Origin of the sequence: Actinomyces glycerinitolerans, from assembly GCF_900098745.1 — a bacterium.
Classification (GTDB): Bacteria; Actinomycetota; Actinomycetes; order Actinomycetales; family Actinomycetaceae; genus Actinomyces; species Actinomyces glycerinitolerans.
In genome coordinates, this window is record NZ_FQTT01000009.1 from 181,183 (window position 1) to 206,901 (window position 25,719).

The 25,719-nt window shown below is 64.8% G+C and carries 23 protein-coding genes; 5 read left to right on the forward strand and 18 right to left on the reverse strand.

From position 1 onward, the window contains the following. Nucleotides 1-14: 14 nt before the first annotated feature. Nucleotides 15-998, reverse strand: coding sequence for an ABC transporter permease (locus ACGLYG10_RS04955; protein ID WP_073328533.1), 984 nt, complete (start codon nt 996-998; stop codon nt 15-17). Continuing rightward, on the reverse strand, nt 995-2,509 hold the full coding sequence (locus tag ACGLYG10_RS04960) for a sugar ABC transporter ATP-binding protein (protein ID WP_073328535.1): 1,515 nt from the start codon (nt 2,507-2,509) through the stop codon (nt 995-997). Before ACGLYG10_RS04960 ends, ACGLYG10_RS04955 begins: the two co-directional genes overlap by 4 nt. Before the next feature lie 201 nt (nt 2,510-2,710). Between ACGLYG10_RS04960 and ACGLYG10_RS04965 the strand changes: the two genes are divergently transcribed. Then, nucleotides 2,711-3,784 carry a LacI family DNA-binding transcriptional regulator gene (locus ACGLYG10_RS04965; protein WP_211482979.1) on the forward strand — a complete coding sequence of 358 codons (1,074 nt, stop codon included), beginning with the start codon at nt 2,711-2,713 and terminating at the stop codon, nt 3,782-3,784. 22 nt (nt 3,785-3,806) lie between these two features. Here ACGLYG10_RS04965 and ACGLYG10_RS04970 read toward each other — a convergent pair whose 3' ends face one another. The 5 genes from ACGLYG10_RS04970 to ACGLYG10_RS04990 all read right to left on the reverse strand — a co-directional run bounded on the left by ACGLYG10_RS04970 (nt 3,807) and on the right by ACGLYG10_RS04990 (nt 9,305). After that, entirely contained in the window at nt 3,807-5,729 is a 1,923-nt protein-coding gene (locus tag ACGLYG10_RS04970; RefSeq protein WP_073328541.1) for an ABC transporter permease, read from the reverse strand. Next, nucleotides 5,726-6,523 carry an ABC transporter ATP-binding protein gene (locus ACGLYG10_RS04975; protein WP_244542583.1) on the reverse strand — a complete coding sequence of 266 codons (798 nt, stop codon included), beginning with the start codon at nt 6,521-6,523 and terminating at the stop codon, nt 5,726-5,728. Before ACGLYG10_RS04975 ends, ACGLYG10_RS04970 begins: the two co-directional genes overlap by 4 nt. A gap of 112 nt (nt 6,524-6,635) precedes the next feature. Further along, nucleotides 6,636-7,631 carry a sensor histidine kinase gene (locus ACGLYG10_RS04980; RefSeq protein ID WP_073328546.1) on the reverse strand — a complete coding sequence of 332 codons (996 nt, stop codon included), beginning with the start codon at nt 7,629-7,631 and terminating at the stop codon, nt 6,636-6,638. After that, nucleotides 7,628-8,341: a response regulator transcription factor gene (locus ACGLYG10_RS04985; RefSeq protein WP_073328549.1), complete on the reverse strand. Its 714-nt coding sequence runs from the start codon at nt 8,339-8,341 to the stop codon at nt 7,628-7,630. Before ACGLYG10_RS04985 ends, ACGLYG10_RS04980 begins: the two co-directional genes overlap by 4 nt. A 4-nt stretch (nt 8,342-8,345) precedes the next feature. Then, nucleotides 8,346-9,305, reverse strand: coding sequence for a LysR family transcriptional regulator (locus ACGLYG10_RS04990; RefSeq protein WP_073329264.1), 960 nt, complete (start codon nt 9,303-9,305; stop codon nt 8,346-8,348). 152 nt (nt 9,306-9,457) lie between these two features. On the opposite strand from ACGLYG10_RS04990, the gene ACGLYG10_RS04995 reads away from it, so the two are divergent. Next, nucleotides 9,458-10,441: an alpha/beta hydrolase gene (locus tag ACGLYG10_RS04995; protein ID WP_073328551.1), complete on the forward strand. Its 984-nt coding sequence runs from the start codon at nt 9,458-9,460 to the stop codon at nt 10,439-10,441. 1,457 nt (nt 10,442-11,898) lie between these two features. Here ACGLYG10_RS04995 and ACGLYG10_RS05000 read toward each other — a convergent pair. From ACGLYG10_RS05000 to ACGLYG10_RS05010, 3 genes are read right to left on the reverse strand one after another with little or no spacing between them, the layout of a single operon-like run. After that, nucleotides 11,899-13,113 carry an ABC transporter permease gene (locus ACGLYG10_RS05000; protein WP_170866457.1) on the reverse strand — a complete coding sequence of 405 codons (1,215 nt, stop codon included), beginning with the start codon at nt 13,111-13,113 and terminating at the stop codon, nt 11,899-11,901. Then, on the reverse strand, nt 13,100-14,248 hold the full coding sequence (locus tag ACGLYG10_RS05005) for an ABC transporter permease (protein WP_073328554.1): 1,149 nt from the start codon (nt 14,246-14,248) through the stop codon (nt 13,100-13,102). Before ACGLYG10_RS05005 ends, ACGLYG10_RS05000 begins: the two co-directional genes overlap by 14 nt. Nucleotide 14,249: 1 nt before the next feature. Beyond that, on the reverse strand, nt 14,250-15,200 hold the full coding sequence (locus ACGLYG10_RS05010; protein ID WP_073329267.1) for an ABC transporter ATP-binding protein: 951 nt from the start codon (nt 15,198-15,200) through the stop codon (nt 14,250-14,252). 172 nt (nt 15,201-15,372) lie between these two features. Here ACGLYG10_RS05010 and ACGLYG10_RS05015 point away from each other — a divergent pair, with 172 nt between their 5' ends. Further along, nucleotides 15,373-16,503 carry a sensor histidine kinase gene (locus ACGLYG10_RS05015; protein ID WP_073328556.1) on the forward strand — a complete coding sequence of 377 codons (1,131 nt, stop codon included), beginning with the start codon at nt 15,373-15,375 and terminating at the stop codon, nt 16,501-16,503. After that, nucleotides 16,500-17,147 carry a response regulator transcription factor gene (locus tag ACGLYG10_RS05020; RefSeq protein ID WP_073328559.1) on the forward strand — a complete coding sequence of 216 codons (648 nt, stop codon included), beginning with the start codon at nt 16,500-16,502 and terminating at the stop codon, nt 17,145-17,147. The genes ACGLYG10_RS05015 and ACGLYG10_RS05020 overlap by 4 nt, the downstream gene beginning before the upstream one ends. A gap of 31 nt (nt 17,148-17,178) precedes the next feature. Here ACGLYG10_RS05020 and ACGLYG10_RS05025 read toward each other — a convergent pair whose 3' ends face one another. The 3 genes from ACGLYG10_RS05025 to ACGLYG10_RS05035 form a co-directional block, all read right to left on the reverse strand. Continuing rightward, nucleotides 17,179-18,084, reverse strand: a complete 906-nt coding sequence (locus ACGLYG10_RS05025; RefSeq protein WP_073328561.1) for a DsbA family protein — start codon at nt 18,082-18,084, stop codon at nt 17,179-17,181. Nucleotides 18,085-18,202: 118 nt separating this feature from the next. Continuing rightward, nucleotides 18,203-18,763, reverse strand: coding sequence for an NAD(P)H-dependent oxidoreductase (locus ACGLYG10_RS05030; RefSeq protein ID WP_073328564.1), 561 nt, complete (start codon nt 18,761-18,763; stop codon nt 18,203-18,205). A gap of 157 nt (nt 18,764-18,920) precedes the next feature. Next, nucleotides 18,921-19,217, reverse strand: coding sequence for a YciI family protein (locus ACGLYG10_RS05035; protein WP_073328566.1), 297 nt, complete (start codon nt 19,215-19,217; stop codon nt 18,921-18,923). A 189-nt stretch (nt 19,218-19,406) separates the two neighbouring features. Here ACGLYG10_RS05035 and ACGLYG10_RS05040 point away from each other — a divergent pair, with 189 nt between their 5' ends. Then, entirely contained in the window at nt 19,407-19,886 is a 480-nt protein-coding gene (locus tag ACGLYG10_RS05040) for a MerR family transcriptional regulator (RefSeq protein ID WP_073328569.1), read from the forward strand. A gap of 83 nt (nt 19,887-19,969) precedes the next feature. On the opposite strand, the gene ACGLYG10_RS05045 is transcribed toward ACGLYG10_RS05040, so the two are convergent. The 5 genes from ACGLYG10_RS05045 to ACGLYG10_RS05065 form a co-directional block, all read right to left on the reverse strand. Next, on the reverse strand, nt 19,970-20,680 hold the full coding sequence (locus ACGLYG10_RS05045) for an SDR family NAD(P)-dependent oxidoreductase (protein WP_073328571.1): 711 nt from the start codon (nt 20,678-20,680) through the stop codon (nt 19,970-19,972). Next, nucleotides 20,681-21,943 carry an alpha/beta fold hydrolase gene (locus ACGLYG10_RS05050; RefSeq protein WP_139240843.1) on the reverse strand — a complete coding sequence of 421 codons (1,263 nt, stop codon included), beginning with the start codon at nt 21,941-21,943 and terminating at the stop codon, nt 20,681-20,683. A 58-nt stretch (nt 21,944-22,001) separates the two neighbouring features. After that, nucleotides 22,002-23,405 carry an MFS transporter gene (locus ACGLYG10_RS05055; protein WP_073328574.1) on the reverse strand — a complete coding sequence of 468 codons (1,404 nt, stop codon included), beginning with the start codon at nt 23,403-23,405 and terminating at the stop codon, nt 22,002-22,004. 72 nt (nt 23,406-23,477) lie between these two features. Beyond that, a complete protein-coding gene (locus tag ACGLYG10_RS05060; RefSeq protein WP_073328577.1) occupies nt 23,478-24,515 on the reverse strand; it encodes an amidohydrolase family protein in 1,038 nt (345 codons plus the stop codon). Between the two features lie 164 nt (nt 24,516-24,679). After that, a complete protein-coding gene (locus ACGLYG10_RS05065; protein WP_073328580.1) occupies nt 24,680-25,594 on the reverse strand; it encodes a LysR family transcriptional regulator in 915 nt (304 codons plus the stop codon). Between the last annotated feature and the right edge of the window lie 125 nt (nt 25,595-25,719).

A 25,719-nucleotide genomic window follows, 5' to 3' on the forward strand; every position in this document is an offset into this window, starting at 1 on the left:
ATGAGCTCTTGGGATTACGCGCGTCCGGCACGGCGGGTGCGGATGACGTCCAGTAGGACCGCCAGCACCACGACGACGCCGATAAGGACCTGCTGCCACTGCACGGGCAGGCCCATCGACAGCAGGCCGGTCTTGAGTACGGAGATGACGAAGACGCCGATGATGGTTCCCCACAGGGAGCCGACGCCCCCGGCCAGTGAGGTACCGCCGATCACGCATGCGGCGATCGCGTACATCTCCTGACCGTTGCCGGTCTGGGGTGTAATGGAGGAGAAGGTGGCCGCGTAGATGACCCCGGCCAGTCCGCAGAAGAAGCCGTTGAGCACGTAGACCCAGAACTTCCAGCGGGAGACCACCACGCCGGACAGCTCGACCGCCTCCTCGTTGGAGCCGATGGCGTAGGTGTAGCGGCCGAGCTTGGTGCGGGTGAGGATGAACCAGGCGATCACGAAGAACGCGGCCAGCCAGAGGATGCCCACGGGCAGGTTCCCCGCCTTGTACAGGACCGTCTTGAACCAGCCGTCGTCGGAGGTCAGGCTCGGGTAGGTCTGTGTCTGCACCTGGGCGATCACCGCGCACAGGCCGAGGGAGGCGAACTGCATGCCCAGGGTGGCGATGAATGGCGGGATATGCAGGAAGCCGACCAGGATTCCGTTGCCGATGCCGAAGGCGACCCCGGTTGCGAGTACCACCAGCAGCGCGAGGCCGATCGGAAGGTGCCATACGTTGTATGCCACGCCGCCGACCAGCGCGGAGCCGACCATCACCGTCCCGGAGGACAGGTCGATGCCCGCGGTGATGATGACGAAGGTCATCCCGATGGCCAGGAAACCGATGTAGTAGGACGAGTCGAGGATCGACACGAAGGTGCTGGGGGACAGGAAGTGATTGCCGAATACGGCGAAGAACGCATACAGGATGACCAGTGCCGCCAGCGCCATCAGCTGCTGCATGGGCAGCGCGCGCACCGGGTTCTTCTTGATGATGTTTGCGCTCATGCTGCGCGACCTTCTTCCTGCTTGGTGGCCAATTCCATGATCTTGATCTGCGTTGCCTCGGAGGCGTCCAGCTCTCCGGTCTTGCGTCCCTCGCGCATGACAACTACGCGATCGGACAGGTGCAAGACCTCATCGAGGTCTGAGGAGACGAGGATGATCGACTTGCCCTGCGCCACCAGGTCGCGCATGAGCTGGTAAATCTCAGCGCGCGCACCGATGTCGATGCCGCGTGTGGGCTCATCGAAGATGAGGATGTCGACGTCGCGCAGCAGCCACTTGGCCAGCACCACCTTCTGCTGGTTGCCGCCGGAGAGGTTGCGTACGCGCTGGCGTGTGGACGGGGTCTTGATGCGCAGCATGTCCACGTACTTGCGGGTTGCGCGTTGTACCGCACGTTCGTGTACGACCGTGGCGGTGGTGAAGGCGTCGTAGGAGGCCAGGACTGTGTTGTCGCTGACGGACAGGCCCGTGACCAGGCCGAAGCGCTTGCGATCCTCGGACAGATAGGCGATTCCCGCATGAATAGCGTCTTTGGGACGGTGGAAGGACACCTCGGCGCCGTTGACCTCCAGCCGCCCGGATGTGGGACGGTCCGCACCTGCGACAATCCGCATGGCCTCCGTGCGGCCGGCGCCGACCAGACCCGCGAATCCGAGGATCTCCCCGCGATGGAGGGTGAAGGACACGTCCTTGACGTCGGCGGAGGCGAGATGCTCGGCCCGCATGACGACGGGCGCGTCGGGTGCTACGTCGGAGTGGGTTTTCGGGGTGTTGACGACCTGCCTGCCCACCATCATCTCGATGATCTCGTCGAGGTCGGTGTCGGCCGTCTTGAGCGTGCCCACATGCGCGCCGTCGCGCAGGACCGTAATGCGGTCGGCGATCGCCATGACCTCGTGCATGCGGTGAGAGATGTAGACGACCGAGACACCGCGGTCCCGTAACCGTCGCACTCGCTGAAGCAACTCGGCGCTCTCGGCCTCCGACAGCGCCGCCGTCGGCTCGTCCAGAATCAGCACCTTGGTCGCCTCGAAGGACATGGCGCGCACGATCTCCACCAGCTGTGCCTTGGAGACCGACAGGTCCCGCAACAGGGTTTGCGGGGCTACGTCGACCTCGTGCTCGGCGAGCAGCTCCTGGGCACGGCGGTTCAGCGCGCGATCGGAGACCAACAGAGAGGAGGACTCCCTGCCGATGAAGATGTTCTGCGCCACGCTCAGGTCGGCCATCATGTTGAGTTCCTGGTGGACGATGGCGATTCCGGCGCGTTGAGCATCGCGGATGGAGTGGAAGGCGGCTGGGGCGCCGCCGTACTCGTAACTGCCCTCGAAGTCGGGGTGAATGCCGGTGAGGATTTTGACGAGTGTGGACTTGCCGGCCCCGTTTTCACCGACGAGCGCATGCACCTCCCCGGGCTGCAGATCGAAGGAGACGCCGCTGAGGGCCTGCACGCCGGGAAAGGACTTGGAGACGTCCGTCAGTTTCAGCAGGGGTGGTTGTGGTGGTGCCATATCTGCTCCATTGCTTCTAGGTGCCCGATCCCGGGAGTGCCGGGGCGGTTGGGAGAGCCGCCGAAGCGGCTGTGGGGAGTGGGGTACTGGAACGCTTCCAACCGCGGCGTTCCAGTGCTGACAACGATGTCAACAGCAGTAACGATGGTACGGTTGGTCACCACGTGGGTCAAGTGCGTCTCAAGAATCGGGGAGGAGACAGTGACGTCATACTCGTCCGTCGGTGCGGCGTCGGGGGCGCGGCGGCGCCCCACCATGAAGCAGGTCGCCCGCCTGGCGGGGGTGGGCGTAAAGACGGTTTCCCGTGTTGTAAACGGTGAGCCCAATGTCTCCGATCGGACCGCCGAGCGCGTCTGGGCGGCGGTACGTGAACTCGACTACCACGTCGACCTGCGTGCTGGCAGCCTGCGCCGCCCCGGCGGAGCCACGCGCACGATTGCCCTGCTGGTCGGCAGCGTCGACAATCCCTTCGCCGGTGAGCTCCACCGTGGTGTAGAGGATGTGGCCCGGGAGCACGACGTGGCGGTGCTTGCCTCCAGTCTGGACGAGCAGCCGGATCGGGAGGTGGCGGCGGTGGAGGATTCCATCAAGCGCCACGTGGACGGCATCATCGTCAACACCACCACGGTGGACGGCGCCGCATTGGAGCGGGTTCTGCATCTGGGGGTGCCGATCGTCTTCGTGGATCGGGCGCCGCATGGCATCGGGGCCGACTGTGTAACCAGTGATACCCGGTCTGCGGCCGAGCGGGCCACCCTGCATCTGCTTGAGCGTGGGCACCGGCGAATCGCGCTGCTCACCGAGCGTCTGAATGTAGCCACGGCCGTGGAGCGCCGGGAGGGATTCACAGCCGCCTTTGCGGGTTATGGGGTCGATCTCGGCGGGGCGGTTGTCGTCTCCGGGCTGGTAGGGGCGGGGGCGGCCGAGTGCGCCGTCACTGGGCTCTTCAATGAGCCGTGCCCGCCGACGGCGATCTTCAGTGGGCAGAACCTCCTCACCGAGGGGGCGCTGCACGCGTTGCACAATCTGGAACTGCGCAACCGGATAGCGCACGTCGGCTTCGACGACCTGCCGCTGGCGGACATGCTTCAGCCGGCGCTCACGGTAGTGCGGCAGGACCCCCGGCGCATGGGAAGGGTGGCGGCGCAGCGCCTGTTCCGCCGCCTGGAGGGTGAGGTTCTCCGGCCGGAGCACATTGTGATCCCCACGCAGTTCATTACTCGCGGCAGTGGGGAGATCGAGCCGGATGATCGACTCGATCTCCCCACATCCTGAGGTGCCCGGAATACGCGCCCGCCTACTGCGGATCTTTCAGGAAGATGCGCACCTTGGCCGAGAAGCGACTGCTCAGGAAGGCGAAGTAGCCGGCCTGCAGGGCGAGCAGCGGGATGAGGATGATCAGAAAGCGCCCGTACAGGAGCCGGGAGGCGATCCGTGCCATCACCAGGTAGTTCATGGCGAAGCCCGTGTTGACGACCGCCAGCAGCACCGGAACGGTGAACAGTACCAGCAGTTGCCTGCGCTGCACGCGCAGAATCTCCCGCAGCGACATGCCCATGCGGTGCAGGTTCCGTGTGATCGGCAGGTTGTCCCGCACGCTGGAAACCAGCCGGAAGTAGATCAGGCTGGCCGAGGCGGCCATGAAGACCGCGGAGAACAGCACGCCCACGTAGGTGAAGATCTGGTGGCTGAACTCGTCGGCGTCGATCTCATCAATGCGCGGGATGAACAGGAAGCTCTCGCCATCAGCCATCCCGACGCCGATCGTATTGCGCACGGTGGTGGAGAAGGCGCGGGCGCCGGAGTCATGCAGCGCGTCGTCGAAGTCGAACAGGTGGGCACGCATGGAGGTCGTGCGCGGCTGCTGGGAGATCTCCTGCAGCGTCTGGTCGGCGACCACGTAACAGTCAATGTTGCGCGGATTGTCGAGCAGCCGGGTGCCGGCGCCTACCACCTCGAGCTCGCCGACGCCATCCACGCCGACCGTACTCCCGGTTGTTTCGCTCGCCCCACTGATGTCGAGCGCCTGGCCGGCCGCCAGGTCGGGGTGCTCTCCGGTCACCCGGCCGTACTCCTCCTCGGATACGAACTTGGTGTCCACCAGACCCACATCGTCTCCTTCTCCCAGGAGGATGAAGTCCAGCGTGTACTGCTGATGATCGATGCCGTTGCCGTCCAGCTCCCGCTCAATGAGCGCGAGGTCCCCTGCCTCCCGATCGCTGTCGCCAAAGGCGTAGTAGGTGGCGGCGAAGGGGATGCTGGCCGTGATATCGGCGCGGACGGACATGGCCAGGGAGATGGATGCGGTGACGGCGCAGAAGGCCGCGGTGAGCAGCATGGTGGAGATGAACATGGAGGTCACCCCGCTCTTCAGGCGGTACAGCAGTGCCGAGACCCACAGCGCGTTGCCGCCGCGAAGGTAGCGGCGTGAGTGCTTCTGGATGCCGGTGATGGCCAGGAAGACGAACTGGCTCAGAACCAGGAATGTGCCCACCATGAAGCACCCGATCAGCACGTAGTTCAGCGTCTTCTCCAGTACGTGGTCGATCAGCGCCGGGGCGGTTCCTGCACAACGCGGGTAGAAGGTGAGCGCATAGCCGAGTAGCAGCACCACCGCCCCGACAACGGCCAGCGGGACGGAGAAGCGCACGCCCTTGGCCTCATGCCCCGGGGAGGAGAGCAGCTCGAGTATGGGGCGCCGGGACAGGCCGCGAACCAGGAGCAGGGTGACCAGCACGAACACCACCGCGAATCCGATCGCCGTATCGCGAATCGGTGCCAGGGGCGTCTTCCAGGTTATGTTGGACAGGCGGACGATGCGCGCCATGATCAGCACCGACAGATGGCCGAAGGCCGTCCCCACGAGCATGCCGACCACAATGGCGCTGGCCCCGATCAGGGAGTTCTCCGCCAGCAGCATGCGCCGCAACTGGCGGCGCGACATGCCCATTGCCCGCAGCGTGCCGAAGGTGCGTCGGCGCCGATCCACGAAGGAGTAGATCGAAAGCGACAGGAACATGACCGCGAACACGAGCACGATCACCGAGGCCATCCGCATGAACAACTGGATGCTACTGTCGTCCTGATCCAGCTCGGGGTGATCGGCGTTGACGGCGAAGATGAAGAAGATCGTGACGGTGAAGACGCTGCTCAACCAGTAGGCGATGTAGGTCTCCGTATCGCGCAGAACATTGTGCTTCGCGAACTGCCAGAGGGTCATCGTCCCTCACCGCCGATGAGCTTGAGGACGTTCAGGATCTCATCGTAGAAGGCCAGTCGGTCGTCTTCCCGATACAGCTCGGAGTGCACGGCGCCGTCCTTGATGAACACCACCCGTTTGCACCAGCTCGCGGTGCGTGCATCATGGGTGACCACGATGGTGGATACCCCTCGGCGCTCGTTGAGATCGGAGAAGATACGCATGACGTCCTGCGCGGCCGCGGAGTCGAGATTCCCGGTCGGCTCGTCCGCGAGCAGCAGCTGCGGTCCGTGAATGATCGCCCGTCCGATGGCTGCCCGCTGCGCCTGACCGCCCGAAACCTCATGCACCCGGTGGGCCAGGACATCCCCGATGCCGAGCTGCTCTGCCACCGCCCGGGAGCGGCGTCGCATGCGGGCGGGGCTCTCATTCGCCGCCAGCATGAGCGGCAGCATGATGTTCTCCTGAATGGTCAGCGTGTCCACCAGGTTGAAGTCTTGAAACACGAACCCCAGTCGTGTCCGCCGGAAGACTGCGGCCTCCTCCTCGCTCAGGTCGGCCGGATTCTGACCTCCTACGCGTACGGTGCCCGAGGTGACCGGCAGGATTCCCGCCACCAGATTCAGGACCGTGGACTTGCCACTACCCGAGGGCCCCATGATTGCCACCAGTTCGCCCGCGCCTATGCGCAGCGAGAGCTGATTGACGGCCTTGACCCTGACCGTGTCCCCGTAAATCTTGCTCACGCCCTCCAGCGACACCACGGCCGGTCCGGGCTCGTGTGTCACGGTGTTTCGCATTGCCGTTTCAGTCATTGCTTGCCCCTTCCGTGTGTTCGGCAACTGCCGTTAAAGCTATTGCCCGTACGGGGCGCGAACCATCGAAGCGGGTGACCGCGGGTGACAATCGCTGTCACCTGCGGTGTGGTCAGGCAACCGCGGCTGTGCTTGTGCCGAAGCGCACGGTGACGGTGGTTCCCTCATCGACGGCCGAGGTGATCTGCAGCGAGTGTCCGAGGCGTTCGAGCACCTGCTTGACCAGGTACAGGCCCACCCCGGAGGACTGCGAGCCCGCTCGGCCATTTGAACCGGTGTAGTACAGGTCGCATACGCGTGGCAGGTCGCGGGGACGTATGCCGCAGCCGGTATCAATGACACTCAGCTGCGCTCCCTCCGGTCGGGCGCCGATGCGTACCTCCACCGAGGATCCCGGTTCGGAGAACTTAACGGCGTTGTGGATCAGCTGGTCCGCGACGAAGCCGATCCACTTGCGATCCGTGTTCACCACGATGTCCTCACCGGTACAGGCGACGCTCACTTCGCTCTGCAGGAACAGCCGCTGATTCTGTTGCATGACCCCACGTGCCAGATCACTCAGGTGCACCTGCTCGGTCACCAGATCGTTCTCGAAGCGCTCGATCCGGGCCAGACTCAGCACCAGATCCAACTGCCGCTGCAACCGGTCGAGCTCACAAAGAACAGGGAAGGGATCACGGCTCCCCTCGCCGTCCTGCACCAGCAGGCGGATGACACTGAGCGGCGTCTTCATCTGGTGCACCCACTGGACGATGTGGGTGCGCCACTGCTCGGTCGCCGCCTGCTGCTCCGTGAGCAGCCCCAGGTAGCGCTGGTAACTGGCGTTGCCGTGTTGGATGAAGGCATTGACGAGCGGATCGGTGGACTCCTGTCCGAGCAGCTCCTCCAGGACCCGGCCCGGGGAGCCGAGCCAGCGATACAGCCGCCGACGTCGGAAATACCGCACCGTAAGGGTCGCTACCAGCAGAAAACCGGACAGGCACAAGAAGTAGGTCATGCCGCCGGTGGTGTTGAATCCGCCGACACCTTGGTAAAGCGGTAGCAGCCCTCCCACAACCAGGACGAATAGCATCACGATGCCCAGGTGCTCGCGCAGAAATAGTCTCACGTGGTGCCTCCGCCACGCTCATCCGCGCCGACGACGAGCCGGTATCCGTATCCGCGCACGGCTCTGAGTTCAACTCCAACACGGTGTCCTGAGAGGCGGCCGCGTAGCCGGCGAATATTGACGGTGAGGGTGTTGTCCTCCACGTAGGCGGCGTCCTCCCAGGCGGAGGCGAGTAGCCGATCGCGTGAGGCCGCATCGGGATGCGCCTGCATCAGGGCCTGCAGCAGTTTCGTCTCCGTGAGTGACAGCTCGACCTCCTGGCCGCCGATGGCCGCCAGCTGCCGCCCGGGGAACAGAATTAAATCCCGCACCGTGAGCGCGTCCTCGGCATCCGCGGAACTCAAATCCCCGTAGGCGCGTCGAATCACACCACCGACCTTGGCCAGCAGCAGCTCCGGGTCGAAGGGTTTGGTCAGATAGTCGTCTGCGCCCGCTTCGATGCCTCGGACCTGGTCGCCGGTGGCGTCCCGGGCGGACACGATGATGATAGGGATTTTGGAGACCTCCCTGATGCGGCGACACCAGTAGAAACCGTCGTAGCGCGGCAGATTCACGTCCAACAGGACGACGTCCGGATCAACGCGCTCGACCTCGTGCAGCAGGTTTCCGAAGTCGGATGCCGCGGTGCAGTCGTACTGGTAGCGCTCTAACAGGCCGATGATGCCGCGTGCCAGCGCCGCATCATCCTCCACCACCAGAACTCTGTACACGTGCTCAGCTCCTTCTCGGTGTTCTCGAGGTCGACCGCGGTCGCACCGACAGGCTAGTGGATGGTGCGGGCGTGTCGTCGTCGGCCAGCGAGGCGCGTAGCCGTTCCAGGAAGCGCTCCGCCATGGGGGAGTGAGCCTGCTGCCGCCGCCAGATGAGGTACATCCGCGACTCGAGTGCCGGCTCCAGCGGGCGGAAGGCCAGTCCGCTGGAGGGGCTGGTGTCCACCAGGTGGTCGAAGGTGAGCAGGTAGCCCAGGCCCTCGCGGGCGAAGACCGCGCCGTTGTAGGGCAGGCGGAAGGTGCCCTCAAGTTGCAGTTCGCCCATGCGGCTGCCGGCCCAGGCCGGGATGTCCCGTGCCCAGGACTGCTCCGAGCAGAAGAGCGGTAGTCCCGCCAGGTCGTCCACGGTGACGGCCTCCTTGCCGGCCAGGGCGTCGTCGTGCCGCAACACCACGCCCCACCTGTCCGCCACTGGCAGGGGCAGCGTCTCGTACCGGCTGAAGCGCTCGCCGTCGGGCTCCTCGACGATCGCCGCGAAGTCGAGCAGGCCCCGGTCCAGCTTCTCGGTGACCTGCTCGGTGTCGCCGCTGGTGACGTGGTAGCGCAGCCCGGGGCACTCCTGCTTGAGCAGCTTGAGCTGGCGGGCGAGCAGACCCACCTGGTAGGACTCGGCCAGCCCCAGGTACAGATCGCCTCCGGTGATGTCACCCAGGGTAAGGAAGTCGGCCTCGATACGGTCTGCCAGGCCGATTAGATCCTCGGCCCGTTCGCGCAGCAGTCGGCCCTCCTCGGTGAGCTCGATGCTGAAGGAGTGCCTGACGAACAGCTTGTGCCCCAACTCCCGCTCCAGCGCCTTCATCTGCTTCGAAAGCGTAGGCTGCGAGACGTTCAGCTGTGCGGCGGCTCGGGTCATGTTCTCCTCCCGGGCCACGGCGGCGAAGTACCGCAGTGTGCGTATCTCCATGTCCAACAAGATATGCCAAGACGGCATGTCAGGCATGACAAATGGTCATTAGCGTCATGTTGCCCGAGTGGTTAATTTAGATGCCGGAGGCGCTCCGCACCGTAACGGGGCGCCACGCACAGCCACAGATACAGAGAATGGAGCATCAGGAAATGAGCACCGAAAACCTCGAACTGACCCAGGAGTGGGACAAGGTCTTCCCCCAGTCCGACGCCGTGGACCATGAGAAGGTCACCTTCCACACGCGCTTCGGCATCACCCTGGCCGCCGACCTGTACAAGCCGAAGGACGCCGACGGCAAGCTGCCCGCGCTGGCCGTGAGCGGGCCCTTCGGCGCCGTCAAGGAGCAGTCCAGTGGCCTGTACGCCCAGACCATGGCCGAGCGCGGCTTCCTCACGATCGCCTTCGACCCCAGCTTCACCGGCGAGTCCGGCGGCACGCCCCGCTACATGAACTCCCCGGACATCAACATCGAGGACTTCCAGGCCGCCGTCGACTTCCTGTCCGTGCGCGACGACGTCGACCCCGAACGCGTCGGCATCATCGGCGTCTGCGGCTGGGGCGGCATGGCGCTGGCCGCCGCGGCCGCCGACCCGCGGATCAAGGCCACCGTGGTCTCCACCATGTACGACATGAGCCGGGTGGCCGCGAACGGCTACTTCGACTCCGCCGACTCCGCCGAGGCCCGCAATCAGACGCGCGCATCCGTGGCCGCCCAGCGCACCGCCGACTACCGCTCCGGCACCTACGCCCTGGCCGGCGGGGTAGTAGACCCGCTGCCCGAGGATGCTCCCGGCTTCGTCAAGGACTACTACGCCTACTACAAGACGCCCCGCGGCTACCACCCCCGCTCCCTGAACTCCAACGACGGGTGGACGGTCATCGGTGGCTCCTCGCTGATGAACGCGACCCTGCTCGGCTACATCGAGGAGATCGAGAACGCCGTCATGATCGTCCACGGGGAGGCGGCCCACTCCTACTACATGGGTAAGGACGCCTTCGCCCGCCTGCAGGGCGACAACAAGGAATTCGTCTCCATCCCCGGCGCCTCCCACACCGACCTGTACGACGGCGGCGAGAACGGCGCCATCCCGTGGGAGAGGATCACCGAGTTCCTGCGCACCAACCTCGGCTGAGTCGCATCTTCGCGCAGCTCTGAGCACTCCGGGGTGGGCCGCCACACGGCGGCCCACCCCGCTGGCTTGGCCTCGGCCTCCGACGGCTTTGAGGAGCTTGTCCCGGGTGACGTGCCGAGAGGAAAAGTGGTTCTTCCGGTTTGGGGGTGTGGTGGTTGTCTCGGGCTGCGGCAGGAGTGCTGCCGATGTCCTGGGACATGGCATGGGGTGGGGTGGGTGGCGTGGGGTGTCTGGTGCGCCGGCTGGGCGTTAACAACGCTACTTAACGCTCTGCTGTATACCTCTGGGGCCTTCAGCAGACGGTTAACTGGCGTTGTTAACCCCGAAGTGGCGTAGCAGACGGCGACGCGGCGCAGTAGACGGCCCCGCTCCCGGGCGCCGGAGCTATCGGCAGCCAAGTGCAGCCAGGCCTGGAATGACGAGCCGGCGCCGTGGAGGTTTAACCCGCGTCCTCGAGCACTCCGCCCGGCCGCGGCGAGAGCGTCCCTACCGGGCCGAGGACGTCCTCGCCAGCCCGAACACGACCCCGCCGGCCACATGTCCTCGTCAGCCTCAGAACGTCCGCGCAGACCCCACGCCGACCTCGTGCGCCCGACCACGACCACCCGCGGGCCCGAACCACCACACCCACAATCCGCAGAGCCCGTGAACATTCGATAGTGCTCTCAGCTGTCACAGATTGCACCACTTTGCTGGGACATGCCGGAATCTTGGTCGACAGAACCGCATGATTTCAACGATGTGCGCTAGGTGGCTCGTGTCCGGGCAGGTAAAGTGGTGCAATCAGTGACAGCTGGGCGGCGGTCACCGTGGTGAACCGGCAGGCCCACCGGTTTCCTCGCCCGGAGACACGCCGGCCGCCACATCCACAAGCACGACGAGCCGGTCCGGATGCCCTGGCGGGGTTGCTAGAGGACACGCCCCGGCCCTCGAGGACGCCTCCCGGGAGAGCGTCCTCGGCGGCCCGACGACGTCCCCGCCGACCCGAGCACGACCGCATCACCCCGACCACCACCCCCGCACCGCAGCCCCGGCCGGACCTCACACCCGCAAACCGGAAGCGCCTGTTTACTACGCCGGTTGGGTGTCTGCTGAAGGGGTCTGGGGAGGTCAAATTGGCGTAGCAGAGGCCGAAGGGGCGTACCCAACGACCGCGCCCTGGCCTCGATCCCACTCGCTCTACGCCCGTGGCACCGCCCCGAGGACATCCCCGCCGCCGGTGACGTCGTCGTCAGCCTCAGAACGTCCGCGCAGGACCCACGACCTCGTTTCCCGCACGCCCGAGCACGACCTCATCGTCCCGAACACGACCACCAAGTCGGACCCGTCCGCGCCGAACACGACCACCCGCGAGCCCGAACCACCACACCCACAAACGCGAAGAGCCGTGAAACTATGGGCTGGCTGCGGTGAAAGTGGGCACCGATGGACATTTCTGCCGATGACTCGATGTCTGGTTAGACCGCCGCACGTGCCCGTGAGCGGCCGACACCCAGCCCGATCGCTCCGATGGCGACGGCGAACAGGGCGCATATCCCGCAGTACCCGAGCAGCGGCGTGAGCACCTGGGCGGAGGTCGAGCCGGCGTTGAAGGCGCCACCGGTGGCCAGGGTAGCCCAATATCCGGGTGTGAGCCGCGCGACCGCGATCACGGCGTCGGGCAGCATGTCCAGGGGGGCCCACGCGCCCGCTAGGACGGAGAATGCCATGCCGCCGATGACTGCGATGGCGTTCGCGGCGTTCTCCCCCAGTCGCAGTTGCCCCACGAGGAAGCCCATGGCTACTCCATTCAGGGTATACGCGGCCAGCGCGAGACCGATCACCCCCAGCCGTGGTGCCGCATCCACGATGCGATCGGCGGCGAAAACCGCAGTGCCCAGGCAGAAGAACCACAACCATGCCACCAGACCCACTAGAAGACATGCGCCCAGCAGCCCCAGGCCGCGTGAGCGGCCGGTCACGGGCGCGGAAGACACGCGGGAGTGCACGGGAGGTCGGTTGAGGGAGGCCATGAGCACCGCAATCGCTACCACGCAGAAGGCCGTCAGCGGGAACAGTGAGAACAGCGTATACAGCTTCAAGGACTCCGGCAGAGGGAGTGCGTCTTGGGTGATGAGCCGAGCGGCGGAGCCGCCGCGCATTGAACCTTTTGCCAGGGTCACGGCCCGCTCCACGGACTGTTCGGCGGACTGGGTGCCGGTGGCATCCGTGTTCAGGGCATGCAGATAGTCGTAGACCTGGTTCAGGTACGAGTCGGTGTGCACGTTCATGAGTGAGCCCATGTAGGACCGGTAGCTGACGACGGTCTCCACGGCGGGCGGCTGGGTTCCGTCCTGGGCCGCGGCCTGTAGCTCCTCGCCGAAGCCGGCGGGGATGATCAGGATGTACTGGATGCGGTCCTTGGCGGTGGCGTCCTGGAGTGCCTGTTTGGTGTCTTCCAGCGGCCGGGTGTTGCCGACGGAGCCCACGTATTCGGCCAGTGCCCGGGATACCGCGGAGTCGTCGCGGTCGATCACGGCAACATCCGCCGTCACCTGGGTGACGCCGGCGTCGGTCGCGTTGCCGGAGCCGGTCCCGACGAAGACAGCGCCCGCGCTCATGAGCACCAGGTAGATCAGGATGTAGAGGCGGTGGGCCACCAGAATCCGCAGCGAGGTCTTAAAGGTACTCATGGTTCGTCCTCCGCATGCGCATTAGGGCGATCAGCAGGAATATGACGCTCATACCCGCCAGCACGGCGCAGCTGCGAGCGAATGGCTCCAGGGAGTCGTAGTAGAGCAGCCCGTAGAAGCATCGGGTCGCCTGCCATAGGGGATTGAGCTGGGACGCCAGCGGGGCGCTGAGTTCGATGGCATTGGCCAGTCGCTGTGAGGCGGTGCCGTACAGCCCGCAGAACAGGGACAGTAGGCAACTGATTGCCGAGACTCCGCCCAGCGGCATCCGCGGGAAGGTTCCCAGGACCGAGCCGGCGGCGCAGGCCATGAGGCTGGAGATCCCGATTGCCAACAGGCATAGCGCCGTGTAGGGGCCGAAGTCCACACCCACCACGAATCGCATGAATATGAATGCCAGTACCAGGCAGGCCCAGGTGCATGCCCAGGCCGCGGAAAGCGTCCCCAGGAGCAGTCTCCAGCGCGGCAGTGCCCCCAGGTTGCGGCGCGCCGCCAGAGGCCCTGAAGGGGCGGTGATCTCCCGGATGGCGACTACCGCGATCGTCATACCCATGCCGCTGGTGAAGGCGAGCAGCGCGAAGTAATACGGCACCTCGGGCTTTCCGGGCACGCGGGTGACCTGGACCTCGGTGGTGAATGCGTGGCGGTCCTGTACTGCGGCGGCGGCATCCGCAGGCGGTGCTCCCGCGGCGATCAGCGAGGTGATCTCGTCGCGGCTATGCACGTAGGTGTCCAGCATGGCGCGCAGTACCGGGGTGGTGGACAGGTCATTGCCTTCCGGGGACAGGTGCAGCACGGGCGTGCCACTCTGGACCGCGATGTAGCCGACCACCGCGCCGTCGCGAACGGCCGCCTCGGCCTGCTCCGCGGTGTCGTAGGCCACGGGATCGAGCAGCCGCAGTTCGGCGTCGTCGGCGGAGACAGTGTCAAGGGCGCCGCCCAATCCCGCCGCGGCCGCGTAGGCATCATCATGAACGATCCCGACCCGGATGGGGTCGACGGCGTAACCCGCCTCCAGCCCGGAGAACATCATCATGAACATCAGGGACAGTGCGATCGGCATACCGAGTGTCCACAACAGCAGGATCCTGTCGCGCAGGAGTCGGAGCACCTGGTAACGGAAGACGGTGGGCATATCAGGCCGCCTCGTCGCGCAGCGCCCGGCCGGTGATCTCCAGGAACACGTCGTTCAGGGTCGGCGGCTCGGAGGTCACCCGGCCACAAGTCACGTCCACCGCCGCCAGTGCCGCCAGCACGTCGGCTAGGTTGTGCGCCCCCGGCGCGCACTCGACGACCAGCTCGGGCGGCTCGTAGGTGACGGTGCGGACGTGCTCCGCTCGACGCACCTGCTCCAGCTCGCGCTCGCCGAGCTCGGCGGGGGAGACGACCTCCACGCGGATGCGCTCACCGGTGCCGATCATCGCCTTGAGCTCGCTGGCGGTGCCGCCGGCGATCTGCCTGCCCCGGTCCATGATGATGATCCGCGTGCAAAGCTGCTCCACCTCCTCCATGTAGTGACTGGTGTAGACGATGGTGGCGCCGCGGGTGTTGAGGTGTTTGATCCCGTCGAGGATGGCGCTGCGGCTCTGCGGGTCGACGGCCACGGTGGGTTCATCCAGGATGATTAGATCGGGGCGGTGCACGATGCCGCAGGCGATGTTCAGGCGGCGCAGCAGCCCGCCGGAGAGCTTCTTGGGGCGGAACCTGGCGAACCGCCCCAGGTCCACGAAGTCGATCGCCTCCTGCACCAGCTCGCGACGGCGGGCGCGATCGGAGACGTACAGGGCGCAGAAGGCGTCGATGTTCTCCCGGACTGTGAGCTCCTCGAAGACGGCCACCTCCTGCGGCACCACCCCGATTCGCCGCTTGAGCTCGTAGGCGGTGGCCGACATCGGCTCGCCGAATACGCGGATCTCGCCCCGGTTGTAGGTAAGCAGCTGCAGTATGCAATTGATCGCCGTGGTCTTACCCGAGCCGTTCGGGCCGAGCAGCCCGAGGATCTCGCCCGAGGCGACCTCCAGCGACAGCCCATCCACGGCTACCAGCTCCCCGTAGCGCTTGACCAGGTCATCAACGACCACCGCCATGTCGGACACGTCGTCTCCTTTCGCCCGTCGATCGGGTTCGGGGCCATGGTTGCGCGAGGCGGCACGGTGCCGGAAGTGCCTGCTGTCATGAGGTGGCGGCCCGGTCGTGACAAATGTCAGGGGCTGTCACCGTCCGCGCACTCGCCGCGCTGCCGTGGCTGATAATCGGTGCGTGAGGGAGCTGACGGACAGGACCGTGGTGCTGGCGGCCTGCGTCCCCCTGGTGCTGGTGTTCGGGATGCCCACGCCGACGACGATCGTGTGGTTCCTGGTTGCCGTCACCTGCAGTGGGACCTGTGCCGCCTGGGGGCGGTGGCCGGCCGTGGGTGCCCTGCCGGCCGCCTACCTGCTGGCGGGATGCGCGGACTCTGCGGCCGCCGTGGGAGTGCCACTGGCCGTCTATGAGCTGGTGGGGGCGGTCTCGGATCGGGGCCGTTGGGCATGGGGCGGCGCGGTGATCTGTGTGGCACCCCTGGTGTTGGCGCTGCGGCGCGATTCTGGGGCCGTTGTGTCGGTGGCGGCGGCCCTGGCGGCGGTGGCCGCCCTGCTGGCGGTGCGCACCGGGCAGGTGGACCGTGCCCGCAGCGCCTTGCACGCCGTTCGGGACGATCTACAGCATCGGGTTACCGCGCTGCAGGAGACGCAGGCTCGGCTGGAGCAGGCTCAGGAGTACGAGACGCGTGCCGCGGCCTTGTCGGAGCGCACTCGGATTGCCCGGGAGATTCACGACGGCGTCGGGCACCTGCTCACTCGTCTGCTGTTCCAGGTGCACGCCGCCCAAGCCGCCCACCGGGATGACTCGGCTGCGGTGGCCGAACTGAGGCAGATTGCGCAGACAGCTGACGAGGCGCTGTCGGCCATGCGCGCAGGGGTTCATGCCCTGGATGACACGGGCGAGGACCTGGCCGTGGCTCTCAACCGGCTCGCTGTGGGCTGTGGCGTCGCGCAGGTGAGGGTCGATTGTGCTCCCGACGCGTCTCCACCGGCACTGGTGACGCGCTGCCTGGTCGCGGTGACACGCGAGGCCCTGACCAACGCCGCCCGCCACGGCGAGGCGAGGACCGCCTGGGTGACGGTCGCGGACTTCCCCGGATTCTGGCGGCTGACGATCGCCAACGACGGCTCCGTCCCGGCGTGGGCCGAGTCCCCACAGCCGCTGCTGAGCGCACGTCCGGACGCCGACGGCATGGGGCTCGGCACACGTTCCATGACCGATCGGGTCGAGTCCCTGGGGGGAACGCTCCGTATCCTGACTTCTCCGAGGTTCACGGTGCTCGCCACCATCCCGAAGGAGACCGCGTGAAGGTACTAATCGTCGACGACGATCGTCTGCTCGCCCATTCCCTGGCGACGATCCTGGGGGCCGAGGCGGATATCGACGTGGTCGGTGTGGGCGCCAGCGGCCTGGAGGCGGTAGCCGGTTTCCGGGACGCGCACCCCGACGTGGTGTTGTTGGACATACAGATGCCCGGAGCCGACGGCCTGGATGCGGCCGAGCAGATCCTCGCCCTGGATCCGGGCGCGAAGGTGGTCTTTCTGACCACCTTCGCCGACGATGAGTACATTGCACGGGCGCTGCAACTGGGGGCCCGCGGCTACCTGATCAAGCAGGACGTGGCGCAGATAGCCCCCGCGCTGCGGAGTGTCATGACCGGGATGAGCGTCCTGGAGGGGCGGGTACTCGAGCGAACCGCCGCCATGGGGATGGCGACGGGTGCGGCGACGCCCGGAGACGTACGCCCTCCGGCCTTTGCCGCGCTGACCGAGCGTGAGTACGAGGTGGTTCAGGCCATCAGCGGGGGGCTCGACAACGCCGAGACGGCGGACCGGCTGCACCTGAGCGAGGGCACGGTGCGCAATCACATCAGCGCCATCCTGGCCAAGCTCGGCCTACGCAACCGCACCCAGATCGCGGTGCTCTACTACCGCGGCTCCAAGCTTCCCTGACCGCCGATGCCCGCTATGAAACGGGGCGCGCTCACACCCGCTCGATGAACCAGCCTCGTGGTGCCTGAAGGAGCCGGGCACGGCCGGTGTCGAGGAGGGGAGTGGCCAAGTCGCGTGCCTGATCCGGCCCACTCAGGTCCAGGGCTGCGCCGATCTCGACGTCGGACAGCAGCGGGTGGGCCGCCAACAGCTCATCAACCGCCGTCGTCGTCGGGCTGACGGCGGCCGGCTGCATCCGGCCGCCGGAGACGCGCTCGAGCGCAGCGGCGAGGGCGTCGTAGTCGCAGACCCCGCCCAGCAGCATCCTGACATCGCCGTAGCTGATCATGAATGCGGGCAGGCCCCTGATGCCCAGGGCCGCTCGGCGTTCGAGGCTCGCCCGCAGGGCCGCCCTGGCCGCCGGCCCGTCGAAGGCCGCCAGGAAGGTGCCGATGTCCAGGCCGCAGGCGCGCACCACCTCCACCAGCTCCTCGGTCGCGGTGGTGGGCCGGCATTCGACGACCGTCGCGAAGCGCAGCCGGTAGAGGAAACGCTCCGCCTGGCCGGGGGCGATCAACCGGACTGCCTCATAGGCGAGGTTGAGCGGGAGCGATGAGCGCCGGGCCGGGGAGAACAGGGAGAAGCCCTCCATGTTGATGGGCATACCCGCGAGCGGCTCCTCCTCGCGGTAGATATCCGCCAGCCTGGCGTTGTAGGCGCGGATGCCGGCGGCCGCATCCAGAGTGCGCTCGGCCGGCGTCATGAAGTCGGACACGTCGCGCACCAGCAGGCCCATCGCGGTGTCGAACTCGACCGCACCCGGGAAGTGCGTCTCCACCCTGCGCAGAGCCGGTTCGCACTCCCATGACAGCCCCATCATGGGATCGGTGAACTGGGTGATCAGCGCCTTGGGGCCAACCTGTTCGGGCGCCCCGTGCCCGCTTGCAGCCACAGACATGTCCACTCCTAGGCGAAACGACGCCGGTCGAAGGTCATCCCGCCCACTGCCCAGACGGGTACGAGAGCCCTGCGCAGCCTCCTCGGCCGCGGGGGCTCCACGGCCGAGGAGAGTGGACTTACTCGAAGTCGCCGAGCGCGGGCACCTCGCCGGTCAGCCATGCCGTGTAGGCGTCGGCCTGAGCCTCCAGGTCGGCATCGGAGATGGCCATGGCGCCGGTGGTGACGAAGGGCCGCAGGAAACGGGTGCCGATCAGGTTGCTGGTCGCCTGCAGGGGACGCAGCAGGTCGGTGACCGTGTAGTGGAAGGCGCCCTCGTGGTCGTAGCGCTCGGTGGGGGCGCCGGGGGAGACGGCCACGCCGAGCTCCTTGCCGTGCAGGGCGGTGCCGGTGGAGCCGTAGGCCCAGCCGTGCTCCAGGACGTCGTCCTCCCACTGCTTGAGCAGCGAGGGGGTTGAGTACCAGTACATGGGGAACTGCCAGACGATGCGGTCGGCGGCGGTCAGCACGGCCTTCTCGGCCTCGACGTCGATGCGGAAGTCCGGGTAGAGGGCGTACAGGTCCCGGACCTCGACGGGCGTGTCGGGGGTGCCGGCGGCCCGGGCGGCCTGCGCCAGGCGCGCGTTGACGCGCGAGCCTGCGTTCAGGCGGGGGTGGAAGACAAGGACGGTGGTCTTCAAGAGAACTCCTTCGAAGAGCGGATGCGACTGGTTGGTTTGGAGGGGAGCTCCCCGGGCGAAGTATGGCCTGCCGGGGAGACCGGCTCGGACTTCCCGGCCACGAACCTAAGTGTTCGCGGGTACCGGCTGCCAGGTACTGGCAGAGCCCGGCGCGGCCTCAGGACTCCAGCAGGTCGGCCAGGGCCGGTGCCCCCATGGTCGCCTTGAACTCGGCGACCTCGTAGGTGGCGCCTTCCGGGTGGTAGATGTCGCCGGCGAGGATCTCCTCGAGCGCCGCCCGGGACTCGGCGCGGGCGAGGATGATCCCGGCGCCCGAGCGGTCCCGGCGGGGTCCGAGCAGGAGGAAGTCCCCGGACTCGACGTGGGAGGCGAACCAACGCCGGTGGGCGGCCAGGTGCTCGGCCGCTACGGCGTCGTCGACCTCTTCGGTGATGGTCAGATCGATGACGAACACGAGTACTCCTTGAACAACATGAGTCGGCAGTCCCGCTGTGACGGGACTGCGCAAGAGCGGCGGTCGTGCTCGGCCCGGCGGAGCCGCAGCCGCGCACCTCGCCGATGGGGATAGTCTTCAAGTTGAAGTGAGCTTCAGGTCAAGCGGCCGTCGGGCGGCCATCGTCACATTCGAAGGGTATGAGCCTAAATGAGCACTCCAGCCGCAGTCGCGGAACGCACCTACACGATCGGGGAGGCCGCCCGGGAGACCGGCCTGACGACGTCGGCGCTGCGCTTCTACGACCGGGAGGGCCTCATTCCGGGCGTCGCCCGCACGGGCGGGGGAACGCGGCGTTTCACCGAGGACGACCTGGAGTGGATCCGGTACGTGGAGCGATTGAAGAAGTCCGGCATGCCCATCAAGGAGATCCGCGAATATGTGCGGCTCTACTTCGAGGGGGACTCCACGATCGAAGCGCGTCGTCGCATGGTCCAGGCGCGTCGCCGCGAGGTCGTGCGCGAGCTGGAGGAACTGCAGACCACCCTCGACTTCATCGACTACAAATGTTGGTTTTACGAGGTTGCCGCGGCGACGGGATCCTGCGACGCCCCGCGAAACATGCCGCTGGACCAGCTCCCGCCGCGGATACGACGCATCAAGGAGAGCTGCGGCATTCACCGCTACTGACCTCGAGGCGCCTGCAGCCACGGCGCCGCAACGCCATGCCCCTACCCGCGGCGCCGTGGCGAAACGCGGACCGGCGGTGCGACTCAGCCGTCAACCACCACGAGCCCGGGATCATCCTGGTATGCGCCCGCGCAGATTCTCAAGACAAGCTCGACAACACGCGCGCCGCAACAATCGATTTCGGACTCACAATCCAGCAGATACGCCGAGACCGGAGCCCCGCCCTCGGCAGCCTCGAGGTTCACGGTCTCGACCAGCGACCTAATGGCAGAACGCGACGCGTTATACAGCGCCAGACCGGGGCGCGGCCGCATTCCGTAGAACGCCGTGTTGATGATAGTGCCACCGCTATCCTGCTCACGCATGATCTTGAGCGCTACGGCCGTGCTATTGATGACGCCCTGCAAGGCGGTGCCCATATAGGACCTCCAATCCGATGGTTCGAGGTTGGCGACAGTCTTGCGGGGGTAAGTCGGGGCGTCGGGCATGAGTCCCATATTCGTGAAAACGATATCTATGCCGGAGTCAAAATGCCTCCGTGCCGCATTGAATGCGGCATACGATTGCGCGTCCTCCTCCACCATGCATGAAAGAGCCCAGGCATGGCCTCCCGAATCCTCTACTTGGTTGACGAGCCGGCCGGCTTCGGCGAGATTGTGAGTGAGCAGGCAAATACTCGCTCCGTGCCGCGCCAGGGTCAAGGCGACTTGAGCTCCCACTCCTGCTGTCGCGCCGGAGAGCACAGCCGTCTTCCCCTGCAACTCCAACCCGGCCGACTTCGGAATACAGGTCATCTAGAATCTCTCCTCCAGCCATGATGCTACATAATCGAAGCAATTCTTGGTGGTGTCTCCGAACTCCCCTGGAAACTCTTCTGCGGACGTTTCGGGGGTGAAATTATGCCCAGCGCCCTCGACGAAGATCATGGACTTGTCGTCGGCCGTCATGTTCACATAGATCTGTTCAGCGGCCATGAACTCGTAGCTGCCGGTGTTACCCATGATCAGAGTGGGAGAACTAATATATTGAACGTTGCCCGGGGTATTGCAGTAGGCGCTATCCCATTCGATGCCGTACACGTGCGAGGAGTCGTAGTGGAAATTCTGGGTGCGCACAGCGCAGTTTGTTAGGAAGTTGCGTACGGTGGTCTGCTTCGTGGACAACCCATTGTTGGCGGCGGGATTGGGGAAGCTTCTGACCTTCCTCCTCGAGTGTACGACCTGCTCGGTTATGCTTCCATCGGAGTGAATCACTGGCCAAGGATGCTCCGTATGGCACAGATAGTGCAAGTCTTGTGGGAATAGTCGGTTGCAAGGCGCGAATTGGTTCCCGCCGACGATGGTCATGGGCTCGTCGTCCAGAAATCTGCCTCTGCCGGCTTCAATCAGCGACAGGCGCTCGAGTGCGTAATCTATAAGCTCGTCGTTTCGCTCTGCCTGAGCGCGCAGGTATTCACGTACAAAACCGGGAGCATAGTTTGCGCCTCCGGCAGACCAGCCGTTGCCGGGAGCAAACAGATCGTAGCGGGGATCGATCTCCGTGCCCGATGATGCGTCTACCAGTCCCGGCTCAAGGCTGAGCAATGTCATGACGCCGTTTCCGAAGTTCGAGTCCAGCAGCAAAACGCCTTGGGCTGGCTCCAATTCGCCGACAGGCGCCAGCTTGATGATGCGTGAATCATCCCGAAATACGTCCTCGCTGTTTTCGGCTACGGCCTGATAGGCGCTGATCAAGCTCGCTCCGCCCGAATGTCCGAGCAGGACTATAGGGTTGGCTGGATATGTTCTTCTGGCGTACTCTACTGCCTTTCCGAGATCGCGAATCTTCTGGTCAAGAGTCTCTTCTGAATGATGAACTGCCCCTGCAACCACTGTGTAGCCGCGCTTCGCCAACTCAGGTCCCGGAATGAAACCGTAGTAGACGTCGTCGGAGTGCATTAGCACCACGGTCACGGGTTTCAGCAGCTTGGGGTCAATCGGTCGGTGTACAACAACGCCGGCGAATCCGTCGAAAGGCACATATTCGCTACTTGTTGGGCAGTATTTGTTCGTCGTCATCTGTTCCTCTCCTTGTGTTCAGGGGCGCACGTCCTCTGACTGACTCAGATTCTCTGTTCTAGTCGGTTTGCACCGCTGTCTGTCGGGAGGCATGGCGTTCGTTGAGAACCTTGGTGACTTCAGGAAGCTTTGAATCTAGGTTGTAGAACGCGAGCGCGATCAGCATGATTGCGCAGCATGCGATAGGTATGTACAGGAATATCGAGTTGATCGAGATCATGGCGGACGCTGTTTGAGCCTCGGCGTCAGCCACGTACCCTCCCCAGTTGAGTACGTAGCCGACGAGCGCGCCTCCTACACCGGTTGCAATGCCTTCGAGCATGCTGCTAAGCGAGTAGGTGACTCCTTGTGCGCGGGTCCCGTTGCGGCATTCTCCGTAATCGATGCAGTCGGCGGCCATGGTGTACATGAGTGCAAGGCCGCAGCCGGTGCTCAGGCCGTTGATAATCATTCCTGCGTACAGAACCACGACGTTACTCGGCACGGCCATGATGATTACGCGTGCGATGATTGCCGCGATCAGTCCGGCTGCGAATATCGACCTCTTACTGTACCGCTTGTTCAGTCTTGGTACTAGTGCGATTACGATGACTGATAGATAGGTGAGTACGGAGAGCGTGGGCATGAGGTTCGTGTTGTGTACCTGGTATTTGAGGTAGTACATCATGCCCGCGCTGTGGATCGTTGTGTACAGTGAGTTGAAGAAGTCCGCAACTAGCAGGGCGAACAGTGGGAAGTTGTTCCGGAGCGCACCCAGGTTCGCGAATGGGTTCTCCCGCTTCTTGCCGTGTCGCTCGGCGCGGTCTTCGGGATTGACGTTCTCATGGATGACGAAGTAGCAGAAGAGGCAGCATACAATCGCGAATATTCCATAAAGAATGGTCGTGCTGCTGTAGCCGAGCCGTTCGTTCCCCTGGCCGAAGAAGGTAACGAGCGGCACGGTGATGAGCGAGGCCATGGCGCCTGCAATCTGTCCGATGGTCATGCGCCACGAGTTGGCGGACTGGCGCTCGTTGGAGTCGGTGCTCATGTTGGGGAGAATGGCGCCGAGTGGAATATGTAGCGCGTTGTTGCAGATATTGTAGCCGTTGTACGATATGTATGCGAACGCGAGTCGCCAGGCGGGGCTCAGGTCGGGTGTGAAGAAACACAGGGCTCCAAATAGTCCCAGAGGAACCGCTACGCCCGCGAACCAGGGGCGGGCCTTGCCTTTTCTGGTGTGTGTCGCGTCAACCATGAGGCCGATTACCGGCGCGGAAATCAGGTTGATGATTTGGGTGACCAGCATCATGGTTCCGACGGCGAGTGGGTTCAATTTTGCGACGTCGGTGTAGAAGTACGCGAGGTATGTCATGATGACGATGCGCAGCAGTGTAGTCGATGCGTCGCCGAGGCCATAGGCGAGTTTCGACACGACTGGAATTCTCCCAGTGATGATGTCGGAGTCTTTTGTGCGTTTCATCTGGTGTGCACTTCCTGGTTCGGTATTGTTGATTGCTGTTCGGCTTGGTCGACGCGGTAGGTCGTCGGGTTGTTATGAGTCGAGGCGATATAGTGCGTTGGCGTTGCCGGCCAGAATGAGGTCCTTGTCCTCGTCGGTGATGTCGAGGCTGCGTACGAAGGCGGGGCCGTCGAGCAGCCACTCCTTCCGTACGGGGTATGAGGTGCCCCAGACGATGTGGTCGGCGCCGAGCACCTTGACCGCGCATTCGAGTGCCGCCGTGCCCCATGGCTGTGCGTGGCTCATCTCGAAGTAGACGTGGTCACGCAGGCGCTGGGCGAGCGAGCCGTCGTCGGCCTGGAAGCGCTGGACGGCCTCCTGGCGCATGCTCGGCCGGGGCAGTAGCATCTCTTGGATGGCGAAGAAGCCGCCGCCGAGCATCGAGTGCACCATCTTGAGTCTCGGGTAGCGCATGAAGAAGTCTGAGAAGAGCTCTCGGCCGACGGCTGTGATCTGATCCTGGCAGCGCCCGTAGGAGCGGCGCAGGTTGTTGTAGCCGAGGAGCGAGCGCGCTTCTACAGGAACGGGGACGTGGTGCACATACACGGTGGCGCCGGCGTCGTTGAGGGTTTCGAAGAGGGGAGCGAACATCGTGTCGTCGAGGTAGTGGTTGCCGTAGTGGGCGCACAGCTGCACGCCCGCGAATCCCAAATCGTCTAGGCAACGGTGTATTTCGGCATCCACGCGCGGACCTCCGATGGCCGGCACCACGGCTAAGGGCGCCATGCGGCTGCCCGTGGATTCGGCGTAGGCCGCCATGCCGTCGTTGAAGCGCCTGCACATCTCCAACGACATCCACTCGTTGCAGCCGGGGACCTTGAGTACCGCCTTGTCGACGCCCGCGGCGTCCATATCGGCGAGCATCGTCTGGAGCACGTAGTCGCCTTGGACGTAGTTAAGGGCGGGGAAACCGGCGGGTTTCTCGACAATGAGCTGGTTGATACCGTCCTTGCAAGTGCGATAGACATTGATGTCGAAAGCTCGCGGCACCTCGGAGATGAACCGGTCGAGTGCTTCCGCGTCTGTGAACAGCTCCTCCGGGAACCAGTACATGTTTGCGTCGATGATCATGTGACCTCCTAAGCGCGCCGTCGCATCCTTGCCCTTCGGATCGGCTCCGAGGATCGTCTTCTTTGACTGCGTCGGTTAGAGTTTAGGAAGCCAGTTATTCTGCAACAATTCGATTTTCCGGCGGATTTATTCCAAATCAGAATTGCCTGGTCATGGGGTGGAGGTCATCGGCGCGAAGCCGCGTCGTCGCCGTATATCGGCAGGTAGGCGAGGAACTTCTGCGCCGCGGGGGACAGTTCCCCATCCCTCCTGAAGTAGACCTTCACTCGGGTGGTGACGGTTGGATCCACGTCGACGATGGAGACGTCGTCGCGCGCGAGGTAGAGTACGGGCTTGCGCATGAGTAGCGAGACGCCCATGCCGCGTGACACCAGGTCGAGGATGTTCTCGGCGCGACTGCCCTGGTAGCGCACCTGGGGTACGAACCCCTCGGCCGCGCAGGCGTCGGCAATCAGGGAGTACATCACCGTGCCCTTGGGTAGCAGTAGGAATTCTTCGCCGTCCAGATCTCCGAGGCGGATGCGGCCGGTGTCCGCCAATGGATGAGAACGCGGCAGCACCGCCACGAGGTGGTCATCAGTGAAGGGGACCGTGCTGAACTCCTCGCGGTCTCCGTCGCCGACGCCACTACCCGATTCCCGAATGAACGCCAGCTCGAGCTTGTGCTTGAGGAGCAGGCGTTTGAGTTCGTCGGCGTCGCCCTCAACGAGTCGTAGGCGTTCGCTGATGTTGTCCTGCTCGAAGCGGGCGAGCAGTTGTGTGATGCCGTAGGGAGCCATCACGGGGATGCTGCCTATGTCCAGGACCTCCCGCTCATTCTCGGAGCTGTTGAAGATCGCCCGACGCAACTCGTAGTCCAGGTGGGCGATCTTTTTGGCATAGGGCAGGAAGAGTTTGCCCGCCGGACTCAGTTCGACGTGGCGCGTGGAACGGTTGAATAGGGTGACGCCCAGCTCCTTCTCCAACGACTTGATGTGCTTTGACAGCGATGACTGAGCGATGAACAGCTGGTTGCTCGCCTCCAGAAAGTTCCGTGTCTGGGCGAGCACGACAAATTCCTTACAGCGTTCGGTGTCCATGGGCGCTCCCTCGTCGTGCTTCGAGCTGTAGCTGGATCATAAGGGCGAGTGGCCTAGGCCTCGCTATCCTGAAGGCTGTCCCGGCCGACAAGTATGGTTAGGCGGCCAGTAGGCAGGCGTAGAGG

Bases quoted from the DNA above. Each gene is read 5' to 3' on its own strand.
- ACGLYG10_RS04990 (WP_073329264.1), bottom strand. From the start codon at position 9,305: ATGGAGATACGCACACTGCGGTACTTCGCCGCCGTGGCCCGGGAGGAG.
- ACGLYG10_RS05065 (WP_073328580.1), bottom strand. From the start codon at position 25,594: ATGGACACCGAACGCTGTAAGGAATTTGTCGTGCTCGCCCAGACACGG.
- ACGLYG10_RS05025 (WP_073328561.1), bottom strand. From the start codon at position 18,084: ATGTCTGTGGCTGCAAGCGGGCACGGGGCGCCCGAACAGGTTGGCCCC.
- ACGLYG10_RS05005 (WP_073328554.1), bottom strand. From the start codon at position 14,248: ATGCCCACCGTCTTCCGTTACCAGGTGCTCCGACTCCTGCGCGACAGG.
- ACGLYG10_RS04955 (WP_073328533.1), bottom strand. From the start codon at position 998: ATGAGCGCAAACATCATCAAGAAGAACCCGGTGCGCGCGCTGCCCATG.
- ACGLYG10_RS05010 (WP_073329267.1), bottom strand. From the start codon at position 15,200: ATGGCGGTGGTCGTTGATGACCTGGTCAAGCGCTACGGGGAGCTGGTA.
- ACGLYG10_RS05050 (WP_139240843.1), bottom strand. From the start codon at position 21,943: ATGACGACGAACAAATACTGCCCAACAAGTAGCGAATATGTGCCTTTC.
- ACGLYG10_RS05060 (WP_073328577.1), bottom strand. From the start codon at position 24,515: ATGATCATCGACGCAAACATGTACTGGTTCCCGGAGGAGCTGTTCACA.
- ACGLYG10_RS04975 (WP_244542583.1), bottom strand. From the start codon at position 6,523: ATGACTGAAACGGCAATGCGAAACACCGTGACACACGAGCCCGGACCG.
- ACGLYG10_RS04995 (WP_073328551.1), top strand. From the start codon at position 9,458: ATGAGCACCGAAAACCTCGAACTGACCCAGGAGTGGGACAAGGTCTTC.
- ACGLYG10_RS05040 (WP_073328569.1), top strand. From the start codon at position 19,407: ATGAGCACTCCAGCCGCAGTCGCGGAACGCACCTACACGATCGGGGAG.
- ACGLYG10_RS05045 (WP_073328571.1), bottom strand. From the start codon at position 20,680: ATGACCTGTATTCCGAAGTCGGCCGGGTTGGAGTTGCAGGGGAAGACG.
- ACGLYG10_RS04960 (WP_073328535.1), bottom strand. From the start codon at position 2,509: ATGGCACCACCACAACCACCCCTGCTGAAACTGACGGACGTCTCCAAG.
- ACGLYG10_RS05000 (WP_170866457.1), bottom strand. From the start codon at position 13,113: ATGAGTACCTTTAAGACCTCGCTGCGGATTCTGGTGGCCCACCGCCTC.
- ACGLYG10_RS05055 (WP_073328574.1), bottom strand. From the start codon at position 23,405: ATGAAACGCACAAAAGACTCCGACATCATCACTGGGAGAATTCCAGTC.
- ACGLYG10_RS04970 (WP_073328541.1), bottom strand. From the start codon at position 5,729: ATGACCCTCTGGCAGTTCGCGAAGCACAATGTTCTGCGCGATACGGAG.